7 protein-coding genes are annotated in these 13,176 nt (G+C 68.2%); 4 read left to right on the top strand and 3 right to left on the bottom strand.

All coding sequences use genetic code 11. The features are described 5' to 3' along the window. Window positions 1–143 precede the first annotated feature (143 nt). The 3 genes from ACK543_RS07000 to glnE form a co-directional block, all read right to left on the bottom strand. On the bottom strand, window positions 144–1,532 hold the full coding sequence (locus tag ACK543_RS07000) for an efflux transporter outer membrane subunit (RefSeq protein ID WP_409942176.1): 1,389 nt from the start codon (window positions 1,530–1,532) through the stop codon (window positions 144–146). 17 nt (window positions 1,533–1,549) lie between these two features. Continuing rightward, window positions 1,550–2,320 carry a CerR family C-terminal domain-containing protein gene (locus tag ACK543_RS06995; RefSeq protein ID WP_409942125.1) on the bottom strand — a complete coding sequence of 257 codons (771 nt, stop codon included), beginning with the start codon at window positions 2,318–2,320 and terminating at the stop codon, window positions 1,550–1,552. 130 nt (window positions 2,321–2,450) lie between these two features. Then, a complete protein-coding gene (gene glnE / locus ACK543_RS06990; RefSeq protein ID WP_409942124.1) occupies window positions 2,451–5,204 on the bottom strand; it encodes a bifunctional [glutamate--ammonia ligase]-adenylyl-L-tyrosine phosphorylase/[glutamate--ammonia-ligase] adenylyltransferase in 2,754 nt (917 codons plus the stop codon). A 60-nt stretch (window positions 5,205–5,264) separates the two neighbouring features. Between glnE and ACK543_RS06985 the strand changes: the two genes are divergently transcribed. From ACK543_RS06985 to ACK543_RS06970, 4 genes are read left to right on the top strand one after another with little or no spacing between them, the layout of a single operon-like run. Then, entirely contained in the window at window positions 5,265–9,446 is a 4,182-nt protein-coding gene (locus ACK543_RS06985; protein WP_409942123.1) for a YhdP family protein, read from the top strand. After that, window positions 9,446–10,261 carry a carbon-nitrogen hydrolase family protein gene (locus tag ACK543_RS06980; protein ID WP_409942175.1) on the top strand — a complete coding sequence of 272 codons (816 nt, stop codon included), beginning with the start codon at window positions 9,446–9,448 and terminating at the stop codon, window positions 10,259–10,261. Before ACK543_RS06985 ends, ACK543_RS06980 begins: the two co-directional genes overlap by 1 nt. 46 nt (window positions 10,262–10,307) lie before the next feature. Next, window positions 10,308–12,419 (top strand): sensor histidine kinase, encoded by a 2,112-nt coding sequence (locus ACK543_RS06975; RefSeq protein ID WP_409942174.1) that lies wholly within the window; start codon window positions 10,308–10,310, stop codon window positions 12,417–12,419. After that, a complete protein-coding gene (locus tag ACK543_RS06970) occupies window positions 12,419–13,063 on the top strand; it encodes a response regulator transcription factor (RefSeq protein ID WP_409942122.1) in 645 nt (214 codons plus the stop codon). The genes ACK543_RS06975 and ACK543_RS06970 overlap by 1 nt, the downstream gene beginning before the upstream one ends. Window positions 13,064–13,176 lie beyond the last annotated feature (113 nt).

The following is a 13,176-nucleotide window of genomic DNA, read 5'->3' as shown; positions in this document are numbered from 1 at the left end:
CATGTCGCCACGCGCCATCGGCAGGGGATGAAGCGGGCGCGCCCCCGGCCAGCGCCCCCGTGCAAGGGCCGCCCCGCCGCGACGGGGGCACAGCATTCACGCAGCGCGCTGCGGGTCGTGCGAGGGGGACGGCGCACAGCGACTTACGGGGTGCTTGACTCATTCCATCCTCCCCCGGCCGCGCGGTACAGCGCCACCCAGGCGGCCATGCGCTCGTGCTGCAGGCCCACCAGCGCGTTTTCGGCGGCAAGGGCTGTGCGGCGGGCGTCCTCCAGCTCGACCAGGCTGGCCAGGCCGCTGCGCCAGCGGGCCTCGGTGGCATCCAGCGACGCGCGGTAGCCCTCGGCGGCGATGCGTGCAATGGCGTTGCGCTCGCCCGCGCCTTGCAGACGGGCCAGGGCTTGCTCAACCTCGCTGACCGCCTGGCGCACCCGGGCCCGGTACAGGGCGGCGGCTTCGTCGTAGCGGGCCTGGGCAGCATCCACCTGCGCGGCGCGGCGACCGCCGTCCAACAGCGGCACGCTCAGCGCCAGCGGGCCTATGGTCCAGGTGGTCAGGTCGGTCGTGACCCCGCCCGTGCGTACCGAGGCAGCGCCCACGGAACCAGACAGCGACAGACGCGGATACCGCTGTGCCTGGGCGCTGCCCACATCGGCGCTGGCGGCGGCCACGTCGCGCTCGGCGCTGTACACATCGGGCCGCTGGGCCAGCACCTGTGCTGGCAGGGCGGCCATGGCAAACAAGGCATCGGACGCCACCGGCGCAGGCTGGGCCGCAAGCCGGGCGCGCAGGCGCGGCTCCTCCCAGCCGGTCAGGGCCACCAGGGACTTGGTATCCACATCGCATTGCGTGCGCTGTTGCCACTGGCGGGCCTGGGCCTCGGCAGCGCTGGCGCGGGCCAGCGCGGCTGTGGCAGGGGCGGTGAAACCGGCACGCTCACTCAGTGCCGACAAACGCGCGGTCTCCTCACGCGAACGCGCATCACGCTCGGCCACGTCCAGTTGCAGCAGGCAGGTGCGCAGGCTGCTCGTCTGCAGGGCCACCTCGGCCGCGACGCTCACGCGGGCCTCGTGCCATTGCACGCGGGCACCGGCCAGTCGCTCGTCGGCCGCCGTTTTGGCCGCCGCATTGCCGCCCAGCAGGTCCAGCTCCCAGTAGGCCTGCAGCCCGGCCTGCGCCGTGGTGGCCGTGCTGCGCAGCTGCTCGTTCAAGCCCCGGCTGGCACTGGCCTGGCCATCCAGCGACGGCACCAGGGCCGCGCTGCTGGCCACCTGGCTGGCCCGCGCCTGGGCAATGCGCGAGCGCGCCTGGGCCAGCCCCGGGCTGAGCGCCTGGGCCGACTCGATCAGCTCCACCAGAAGCGGATCGCCCGTTCGCGTCCACCACTGGGCAAGGTCTTGCACGGAGCCACCGTGCGGCAGGGGCGCCTGCCAGCCGGGCGCGACGGGCGCGGGCACCTGCGCGGGCGGGGGCGTGGTGGAGCAGGCGGCCACCACCAGGCACAGGCCGGCCAACATGGGCATCTGAAGCATCGAACGCATGGGCCGGATCATTGGAGGGGTTTCCTGGGCTGCCTGGACTGCCTGGGGCGAGCCTTGGCGACGCCGGGGGCCGCTTCGGCAGCGCGTGCCGCCAGGCGGCGGGCGCGTTCGCCCTCCACCATGGAGCAGGCAAAGTCCACCAGCCGCACAGTGGTGGCCGCCAGCGCACGCGGGCTTGACGTCAGCCCCGGGCGCACTGCCTGCACCACATCGCGACCCACGTAGTACTGCAACGCCAGCGCAGTGATCGCCATCGCCAGCCGGTGCACATCGTCGTCGGCGGTCTTCAAGCCGAACTCGTCGCACAGCAAGGTCACCAGCGCCGCATGATCCGGTTTGATGTCGCACTCCAGCTCCTGCTGCCACAAGCCGGTGGGGTCGAGCATTTCGCGAAAGTGCAGGCGCATGCACAGCTCCACCAGTTCACCCTCGTGCAAAGGCTGCATGAAGCTCCCGATCAGAAGGGTGATGGCCTCGCGCACGGTCGGCGGGCGCGCGCCCTTGGGCCAGGCATCCAGCGACACCGGGCCACCCATGGGCTCGGTGAACGCTGCGCGGTACAGCCCGCTTTTGTCACCGAAGTAATAGCTGATGGATGCAGGGTTGACGCAAGCGGCCTGGGCCACCTGCCGGATCGATGTCTTGGCAAAACCGTGTTCGGCAAACAGGCGCAACGCCGCGTGGAGCAGCCGCGTGCGTGCGGCGACCGCCTCGGCGGGCAGCGGCGCGGCGGGCGATGGCGAGTGCGAGGGCAGGGAGGGGGCAGAGGGAGCGGGCATGGCCGTGGATTACAGCACAATCAATCAAACGTTTGATTAATTGTTTGCCTTCACCGGGGGCTTTTCAGGCGGCTACGGCCACGGGTTGAACCACGAACGCCCCCCACAGGGCCAGGCGGCCACTGCGCCGTCAGCGCGGGCCGAATACCGACGTCCACAGCGCCAGCACCGCATCGCGCTCGGCCTGCACGCTGGCAGGCGCCACCTGGGTCGGGGCCTCGTCCAGGCGGGCCTGGTGCTGAATACGGCGCAGCGCGCGGTAGGCGTTTGCAGCCGCCAACCCCACGCCCGGGGGCACAAGGCCGACCTGCTCAGCGCGCTGCAGCAGGGCGATGTTGCCCACATTACCCACCAGCTGCGGGTGCGCTGCAGATTGCGACAGCACCAGATACTGCACGGCGAACTCGGCATCCACCATGCCGCCGGGGCTGTGCTTGACGTCAAATCGGCCCTCGGGCACGGGGTGGGCGCTGCGCACCCGCTCGCGCATGGTCACGATCTCCTCGCGCAGGGCCACGGGGTCGCGCTGCGAGGTGATCACCGCCTCACGCACCGCATCAAAACGCTGGCGCAGCGGCTCGGCACCCATCACAAAGCGCGCCCGGGTCATGGCCTGGTGCTCCCAGGTCCAGGCGGTGTTGCTGCCGCGCTGCTGCTGGTAATTGGCATAGGCCTCGAAGCTGGTCACCAGCAGGCCCGAGTTGCCGTTGGGGCGCAGGGCCGTGTCGATCTCGTACAGATCTCCCTCGCTGGTCTTCACGGTGAGCCAGTTGATCAGCTTGCGCACAAAACCGGCATAGACCTCCGGCGCGCGCTCGTCGTCGTCGTCGAACACGAAGACGATATCGAGGTCGCTGCCATAGCCCAGCTCTTTGCCGCCCAGCTTGCCGTAGCCAATGATCGCAAACTGCGGCACCTGGCGGTGGCGATTTTTGAGGCGACTCCAGCACCACTGGGCGGTGACGCGCAGCACGCTGTCTGCCAGCGCCGACAGGTCGTCGGCCACCTGCTCGACGGTGATGCGCCGCTCCACATCGCGCGCCAGGGTGCGAAAGGTCTCGGCATGCTGGGCGCGGCGCAGCAGGTTGAGCAGGGTCTCGTCGTCATCCTCGCCGGTGGACTGCAGCGAGGCCAGGCGCATGGCCAGCTCGCGCTCGAAATCGGCCACCACAAAGCGCTCGGAAAGCAGGGCATCGCCCACCAGCTCATCGATCACGCCCGGATGCTGCAACAGGTAGCGCGCAGGCCACTTGGCTGCGCCCAGAAGGTGCAGCAGTTGCTCGTGCACGGATGGGCGCTCCAGCAACAGGGCCAGATAGCTTTCGCGGCGCAGCAGCGGCTCGAGCCAGTTGACAAAGCGCAGCCCGCCTTCTTCGGTCACGCGCCCTTCGGTCAGCCACTGCGAGGTGCGCTGCACCAGGCGGAACAGCCGCGCCCGCGCCTCATCGCGCAGCCCCTGCACCCGGGCATGGCTGCGCCACTCGGCTACGCGCTCGCGAAAGCCCGGGGGCGACAACTGTTCCAGCAGGCTTTCAAGCTCCGGGGGCGGGGGTGCCGAGGCACGGGGGCCACCGCAGCCACCCCCATTGCATTGCTTCTTGCTCGCGCCAAGCAGGGTGTCGAACTCCTGCGCCACCAGCTCGCGGTGGGCATCAAGCTCGTGCAGGAACGCGCAGCAGTCGCCAAAGCCCAGGGTGTGGGCGATCCATGTCAGGTCATCGTCGCGCGTCGGCAGCACATGGGTCTGCTGGTCGTCCAGGTACTGGATGCGGTGCTCCACCCGCCGCAGAAACACATAGGCGCGGGCCAGGGCATCGGCGGTTTCCTGGGGCATCAAACCGGCCTCGGCCACGCGCTGGAGCGCCTCCAGCGTGGGCCGCCGGCGCAGCTCGGGGAACTGACCGCCGCGCACCACCTGCAGCAGCTGCACGGTGAATTCGATCTCGCGAATACCGCCGCGCGAGAGCTTCACATCGTTGGCCCGCTCGGGGTGCCCGGCGCTGCGCTTGGCGGCGTGGTCGCGGATTTGCCGGTGCAGCGACCGCAGCGCATCAAACACGCTGTAGTCCAGGTATCGCCGGAACACGAACGGCAGCACCACACCGCGCAGCGCCTGCACATTGGCACTGCCCACGCAATCGCGCGGTGCCACCACGCGGCTCTTGAGCCACGCAAACCGCTCCCATTCACGGCCCTGCACCTGCAGGTATTCCTCCAGCGCCGCCAGCGACACGGAGGCAGGCCCCGAGTTACCGTTGGGCCGCAGGGCCAAATCCACCCGGAACACCATACCGTGCTCGGTGGTGTCGCCCACCAGGCTGTAGATGGCCCTGACGGCACGGCCGAAGTACTCGTGGTTGGAAATACGGCCCCGGCCGTCGGGCGTGCCGGCCGTCTCACCGTCGTGCTCGTAGACGTAGATCAGGTCGATATCGCTTGACACATTGAGCTCACGCGCCCCGAGCTTGCCCATGCCGATGATCCACAGCTGCACGGGCTGGCCCTGCGGCCCGCAGGGCGCGCCATGCCGCTCGTCCAGCTCCTGACGCGCATGGCGGCAGGCGCGGTCCAGCGCCAGCTCGGCCAGCTCGGTCACGGCACGGGTCACGTCGGCCAGGGGCAGACCGCTGTCGCAATCCAGGCCGATAAGCCGCTCCATTACCAGCTGGCGCAGCACCCGCAGGGCGGCACTGATGTTGAGCCCGCGCGCCAGCAGGTCATCGCAGGCCTGCTGCATGGTTGCCATGACCGGGGCGCCGGGCGGCAGCAGGTGCAACTCGGCTTCATAACGACGGTGCAGGCGCTGAAAGAAGCGCGAATGCCCGGCTAACGGGACCCCAGGCGCGCGCGGCGTGCAATGCGAATCAGCGGACGATGTCTGCATGGCTAATGCGGTTGCTGGCCAAAGCTGCCGGTCATAATTCCTGCCAGATTCCGTTTGACCATGATCGATCCCACCTCGAACCCCTCTCGACTGCTGAAAACAATGGCAGGATTTGCGCGGTGGTCATTGGGTCTGATGCTCACCTTCTGGCTGCTGCTGGCCATCGCCTGGGGGGCCCTTCATGGATTGATTGTGCCGCGAATCGGCGAGTTTCGCCCGCAGCTTCAGGCGCATGCCACAAAGGTTCTGGGGGTTCCTGTACAAATTGGCGCGATCGAGGCGCGCACCGACAGCCTGGTGCCTTCGGTCGAAATGCATGATGTTGCGCTGCTCGACGCCGGAGGCCGCGTGGCCCTGCGGTTGCCGCGGGTCGTCGTCGCCGTGTCGCCGCGATCGCTGATCCACTGGAACGCCGAGCAGATCTACATCGAACAGCCCGTACTGGACGTACGCCGCACGGCGCAGGGGCGCATCCTGGTGGCCGGCCTGGAGCTTGCGGCCTCGGGCGGGGACCCCCATGCCGCTGCCGACTGGGTGTTCTCGCAGGGCGAAATTTTCATCCAGGGCGGCACCTTGCGCTGGACCGACGAGCTGCGCGGCGCGCCCGAGCTTGCGCTGACGCAGGTAGACCTGTTGCTGCGCAACGGGAGCTGGCGCCACCACATGCGGCTCGATGCCACGCCGCCACCGGACTGGGGGGACCGCTTCACGCTGGCGGGCCTGTTCCGGGCGCCGCTGCTGCGGGCACGCGATGGCAACTGGAAACACTGGAACGGCCAGGTCTTCGCCAACTTTTCCCGGGTGGATGTATCGCAACTGCGCCACCACGCCCAGATCGACGGCGTGGATGTGGCCCAGGGTCGCGGCGCGTTGCGGGCGTGGGCCGATTTCCAGCGCGGCGAGCTGGTGGGCGGCGCTGCGGACCTGGCGTTGGCCGATGTGAACACCACGCTGGGCAACGATCTGCAGGCGCTGGCGCTGCATGGAGTGCAGGGCCGACTCGGCGGACGCCGCCTTGCTGGCGGATTTGAGGTCTTCACACAGGGGCTTCAGTTCCAGACCGACGATGGGCTGAACTGGTCGGGCGGCAACGTGCGCCTGGTGCATACCGATGCCAGCGGCAAGGAGCCAGCGCAGGGCGATTTCCGCGCCGACCGGCTGGACCTGGCGGCGCTGACCCAGATCGGCACGCGGCTGCCCATCGGCGCCGCAGCCCACCGCGCACTGGCCACCTACGCTCCGCGCGGGCTGGTGCAAGAGGTCAGTGCCACATGGCGCGGCACGGTGGACTCGCTGCAGGCCTACCACGTGCGCGGGCGGGTGCAAGGCCTGTCGCTCGCCGCCGACAGCGCTGGCACAGCCCCGACCCACTTCGGACTGCGGGGTGCCGCGGTGGACATCGACATGACGCAGGCCGGCGGAAAGGCGGCGCTTTCGATCGCGTCGGGCGCGCTCGTGCTGCCCGGTGTTTTTGAAGAGCCTGTGCTGCCGCTGGACCGGCTGAGCGCCGACGTGCGCTGGCAGATCGAGGGTGACCGTGTCTCCGTGCAGGCCAACGACGTTCAATTTGCCAATTCCGACGCGCAAGGTGAAGCGCGAGCCAGCTGGCACACGTCGGACGCCGACACGACAGCGCACCGCTCGCGGTTTCCCGGGGTCCTGGACCTGTCGGGAACGCTCAACCGGGCTGATGGCACGCGGGTGCACCGCTATCTTCCCCTGTCGATCCCTGCAGAGTCGCGTCACTATGTGCGTGACGCTGTGGTGGCGGGTACGGCCAGCGGGGTGCAGTTTCGCGTCAAGGGTGACTTGCACCACCTGCCGTTCAACGACCCCAAGCTTGGGGAGTTCCGCATCGCCGCCCGCGTCAGGAACGTGACGTACGCCTACGTGCCGCCCCAGCTGCAGCCCGCCAACACGCTGCCCTGGCCGGCCCTGACCGAGCTGGGCGGAGAGCTGATCTTCGATCGCTCCTCGATGCAGGTGCGGGGCGCCAGCGGCAGCTTTGCCGGTCGGCCAGGCCTGCGGATTTCGCGCGTGGACGCGCGCATCCCCGATCTTTCGCACACGGTGGTGGGTGTGGACGCCGACGCCCGCGGGCCGCTGCCTGAACTGCTGGCGCTGATGAGCACCACGCCCCTGGGCGGCATGACTTCTCATGTACTCGATCAGGCCACCGGCACGGGCAATGCCGACTTCAAACTGCGCCTGAGCCTGCCCATCAGCGACATGGCCCAGTCCAGGGTGCAGGGCAGCGTGGTGCTGACCGGCAACGAGGTGCGCATCACGCCAGACACCCCAACCCTCACACGCGCCCGCGGCACGGTGCAGTTCAGCGAAAGCGGTTTCTCCCTGAACAATGTGCAGGCCCAGGCGCTGGGCGGGCCGGTGCGGCTGGAAGGCGGCATGCGCGCCCTGCCGCCCAACGCTCCGGCCAGCGAATCGGCCGTGCAAATGCGCGCCCAGGGCACAGCCACGGCAGAGGGCCTGCAGCAGGCCACGCAGCTGGGCATGCTCTCGCAGCTGGCGCAACGCGCCAGCGGCAGCGCACCGTACACGTTGACCCTGGGTTTCCGGCGTGGCGTGCCCGAAATCCAGGTGAACACATCGCTACAGGGCATGGGGCTTGCACTGCCAGCGCCGCTAGGCAAAGCAGCCGCCGCGAGTCTGCCGCTGCGCTTTGAAAGCCAGGTGCTGCGCGAGTCACTCACGGGCCTGACCCACGCGGCGGCGGCGGACACCGCGGGGCTGCCGCCGCTGCGCGACCAGATCACGCTGGACCTGGGCACCATCGGCTCGGCCACCTATGTGCGCGAGCGGTCGGACGGGCAGGCGCGCGTGCTGCGTGGCGCCATCGGCGTCGGGCTGGGTGTGGGTGAGTCTGCGCCGCTTTCTGCACAGGGCGTGGTTGCCAACATCCAGCAGGGAAAGATCGATGTGGACCAATGGGAGGATGTGCTGATCCAGGCCACTGCCGGCAAAGCGGCCAGCCCGACGGAGGTGGGCGCCCAACGGAGCAGTGCCGCGCAGGACTACCTGCCCACCACCCTGGCATTGCGCGCCCGCGAGTTCACGCTGCAGGGGCGAACCTTGCACAACGTGGTGGCGGGCGCGCTGCGCGATGGCAGCACATGGCGGGCCACGCTGGATGCCAGAGAACTTGGCGGCTTCATCGAGTTCCGGCAACCGGGGGCTGCCGATCACCCCAGCGGGTTGCTGTATGCACGCCTTTCACGGGCCAGCCTGCCGCAAAGCGATGCCAACCAGGTTGAGGCGCTGCTCGATGAGCAGCCCAGCACATTGCCCGCTCTGGACATCGTGGTGGATGATTTCGAGCTGCGTGCCAAGCGGCTGGGGCGCGTCGAAATCCAGGCGCAAAACCGCGGCGGCGAAGGCATCCAGCGCGAATGGCGCCTCACGCGGTTCAACATCCTGACGCCCGACGCCAACCTCACCGCCAGTGGTAACTGGACCGTGGTCACGGGCGCGGCTGGCGCGGTATCCACCAAGCCGCCAGAGCGACGGACGGCGCTCAACTTCAAGCTGGATATTCGCGATTCCGGCGATCTATTGGCGCGCATGGGCATGGCCGATGTGGTGCGCCGGGGCAAGGGGCGCATGGAAGGTCGGGTGGCCTGGATGGGCGCGCCCTTCAGTCCCGACTACCGCTCGTTGACGGGCGAGATCAACCTGAATGTGGAGTCGGGCCAGTTCCTCAAGGCGGATCCCGGGCTGGCCAAGCTGCTGGGCGTGCTCAGCCTGCAGTCCCTGCCCCGGCGCCTGGCGCTCGATTTCCGCGATGTCTTCAGCGAAGGGTTTGCATTCGACTTTGTGCGGGGTGACGTGCGCATCGAGCAGGGTGTGGCCACCACCAACAACCTGCAGATGAAGGGCGTGAATGCTGCGGTGCTGATGGAAGGCAGCGCCAACATCGAGGCGGAAACGCAGGACCTGCGCGTGGTCGTCGTGCCCGAGATCAACGCCATGACCGCCTCGCTGGTGGCCACGGCCATCAACCCGGTGGTCGGACTGGGGAGCTTTCTGGCCCAGGTGTTCCTGCGCGGCCCGCTGATTGAGGCAGCCACGCAGGAATTCCGCGTTGATGGCACCTGGTCCGACCCGCGCGTGGTGCGCGTGCCGCGCCGATCGCGGGAGCCCTCCGCACCCGAGCCAACGGCCCCGACAGAGCAACCACGACCTGCCACCCCCGCGCCCACGCCCAAATCCGGAGAACCCTCGTGATGCAAGTGGCAGCCCTCCAGATGGTGTCCGGCACGCGCCTGGACGACAACCTGCAGGCCGCCCATCGGCTGCTCGAACAAGCCGCGCGCCAAGGGGCCGAACTGGCGGTGCTGCCCGAGTATTTCTGCATCATGGGCCACCGCGACACCGACAAGCTGCCTCTGGTGGAGACACCGGCCGGCGGCCCCATCCAGGATTTTCTGGCTGCGTCGGCCCGCTCGTTAGGCCTGTGGGTGGTGGGGGGAACCATCCCCATGCAGGCGAATACGCCGGACAAGGTGCGCAATACCACCCTGGTATTTGACCCCGCCGGCACGCAGGTGGCCCGCTACGACAAGATCCACCTTTTCCGTTTTGACAACGGACGCGAGCAGTACGACGAAAGTCGTGTCATCGAGGCAGGCGCATCGGAGGTGCAGTTTGACTTGCCCGCCCGAGATGGCCGTTGCTGGCGTGTGGGCCTGAGCGTTTGCTATGACTTGCGCTTTCCTGAGCTGTACCGGGCCCATGCACGGGCCGGGGCCGACCTGCTGCTGGTGCCCAGTGCCTTCACGTACACCACCGGCCGGGCCCACTGGGACCTGCTCTTGCGCGCGCGTGCCATCGAAAATCTTGCGTATGTGCTGGCACCGGCGCAGGGCGGCATGCACGAGAACGGGCGTCACACCTGGGGCCACAGCATGCTGGTGGACCCCTGGGGAAACGTGATCGCGTCCATCGACCAGGGCCCGGGCGTCGTGACCGGCACGCTCGATGCCGCCAAAATCGCCAGCGTGCGCGAGCAGTTGCCCGCCCTGCAACACCGCGTGCTCTGACCACGGCATGGCCTCGACCGAATCACCCGATCGCGCCAGCAGCATCATGGCCACAGTGCAGGCAGCCAGCCCGCCGCCACCGCGCCGCACGCGGCTGCAGCGCTGGCGGGGCGCGTGGCGTCGCTGGTCGCTGTGGACGATTCTGGCGGGGCTTGTCGTTTCGATGCTAGCCACCCTGGTATGGCTGGCGGGCCGCTACGAGGAAAGTCAGGTTCAAACGCAACTCGAGCGCGACGCGGCCGATGCGGTGGCGGATATCCGCGTGTCGCTTTCACGCACGCTGCAGAATTTGCAGGCACTGAACGCCAACGACCCGGGCGAGCTGGCGTGGGAAGTCGCGGCCGACGACCTGCTGCGCGACCGCCGAGAGCTGGTGCGCATCGAGTGGCGTGACCCGGACCTGCGCGTACGCCACCATCAGCAATCGCCGTACCGCCCGCTGGCCCGGGACATCCGGCTGCGCGAGAGCAGCCAGTCGGATGCAGCCATCGCCTGCACCAACGCCCGTCGGATCAGCAGCCCCGCCTATTCCACCAGCTACTTCCAGCCGCACGGCGACGGCATGGGTTCGGAAATGATGGATTTGTGCCTGCCGTTGACCACCGGCGGCCAGCTGACCGGTTTTGTGGTGGCCACGTTTTCGCTGCGCGAGATTCTGCTGAACCTGGTGGCCCCCAATCTCACCCGCCGCCAGAACGCGTCTTTCATTGAACCCGACGGGACGCGTCTGGCGGTGCTGGGCGCAACGCGCAAAGGCTCGCGCATGTTCACCTCGCAACATCTGCTGGACCTGCCCGGCAATACGCTGGTGCTGCGCATGGACACCTGGCATGCAGCGCCCGGTCTGTTTCCCAATGTGCTCACGGCGCTTGTGACCGCCATGTCCATTGCATTGGTCACGGTGATGTCCGTGCTGGTGCGTGACAACCGCAGGCGCCTGCGCGCCGAGCGCGAGCTGGCCGATGCGCTGGCGTTCCGCAAGGCGATGGAAAATTCGCTGGTCACCGGTTTGCGCGCGCGCGACCTGCAGGGGCGCACCACCTACGTGAACCCCGCTTTTTGCGCCATGGTGGGCTTCAGCGCGGCCGAACTGCTGGGCCAGAGCGTCACGGCCCCCTACTGGCCCCCAGAGCTCGTGGACGAATACCTTGACCGCCAAGCCGTGCGCCTGTCAGGGCAGGAGGTTCCGCCGCGCGAGGGCTTCGAGTCCGTGTTCATGCGCAAGGATGGCACGCGATTTCCGGTGCTGATCATTGAAGCCCCCCTGATCAACGCCCAAGGCCAGCACACTGGCTGGATGAGCGCGTTCCTGGACATCAGCGAGCAGCGCCGCATCGAGGAACTCTCGCGGGCCTCGCAGGAACGCCTGCAGGCCACGGCCCGCCTGGCGACGGTAGGCGAAATGGCCTCCCTGCTCAGCCATGAGCTCAATCAGCCCCTGGCCGCTATTTCGAGCTACGCTACCGGGTCCATCAACCTGCTCACGGCCCCGGGCAGCGCAGCGCCTGCAGGGTCAGACGCGGCTGACGCGGCAGACACGGCACGCGCCCCCGCAGGGCTGGATGTGGAGGGCGTGCGAATGGCCCTCACCCAGATCGCACGGCAGGCCGAGCGCGCGGGCAAGGTCATCAAGAGCGTGCATGACTTTGTGCGACGGCGGGATCAGGCGCGCGAATCGGTGCCTGCCCAACAACTGCTTGATGCCATCTTGCCGTTGGTGAGCCTGCAGGCGCGCAAGCTGGGCGTTCGCGTGCAAACCCACCTGGAGCCCGACATGCCCCCCGTGCTGTGCGACCGCACCATGGTCGAGCAAGTGCTGCTGAACCTGGCCCGCAACGCCATGCAGGCCATGGACCACCCCGACATCGACCAGCGCGTACTGGACATTCGCGTAGCCAAGACGGTCTCTGGGCAGCGAACAGGGTGGATCCAATTCACCGTGACCGACCTGGGCCTCGGGATCGACAGCGACGTGGCTGCCAAGCTGTTCACGCCGTTTTACACCACCCGCAGCGAAGGCATGGGCCTGGGGCTGAGCATGTGCCGCACGGTGATCGAGCAGCACGGTGGTTTTCTCGGATTTGCGCCGCACGAACCCCGTGGTACGGTGTTTACCTTTACCCTGCCCGTTGCAGCCACCCCCGAGCAAAGCGCCTGATGCAACCCGTATCCAACGCCACCGTTTACATCGTTGACGACGACGCCAGCGTGCGCGAGGCACTGGCCTGGCTGCTGCGCTCGCGTCGCCTGCTCAGCGAGTCGTTTGACAGCGCGGAGGCCTTTGACGCCATGCTGCAAAAGCGCCCGCCCCAGCGCCTTCCCTGCTGCCTGCTGCTCGATGTTCGCATGCCCGGCATGAGTGGATTGGCGCTGTTCGATGTGCTGGCCTCGCGGGGCGACCTGGCCACCATGCCCGTGATCTTCTTGACCGGGCACGCCGACGTCCCCACGGCGGTGGACACGGTCAAGCGCGGTGCCTTTGACTTTTGCGAGAAGCCGTTTTCCGACAACGCGCTGATCGACCGCGTTGAACAAGCCCTGGCCCAATCCGCCAAGCGGCTGGCACTTCTGCGCGAGCGCAGAGGTCTGCAGGCGCGCCTGCGGGACCTGACGGAGCGCGAGCGCGACGTGATGGACCTGGTGGTGACCGGCCTGCCCAACAAGCTCATTGCCGATCAGCTCAACATCAGCGTGCGCACGGTGGAGGTGCATCGCTCGCGCGTGTTTGACAAGATGCAGGTGAAGTCTGCCGTGGAACTGGTGAACATCCTGCGCAGCGAGGAGGAAGGGGGGGCCTCATGACGCGAAGGTCACCCTGGGGCGGCCGCCAGCGGCGGTGAGTCTTCGTTGCGGCACCAGCCGGAGCAGGCCGGCCGGCGGTCAAGTCAGGGATTCAGTCAAACAGGGGGATAAGG

Source organism: Acidovorax sp. (genome assembly GCF_046341535.1).
Lineage (GTDB): Bacteria > Pseudomonadota > Gammaproteobacteria > Burkholderiales > Burkholderiaceae_C > Acidovorax.
This window is presented reverse-complemented; position numbering and strand designations above follow the sequence as displayed.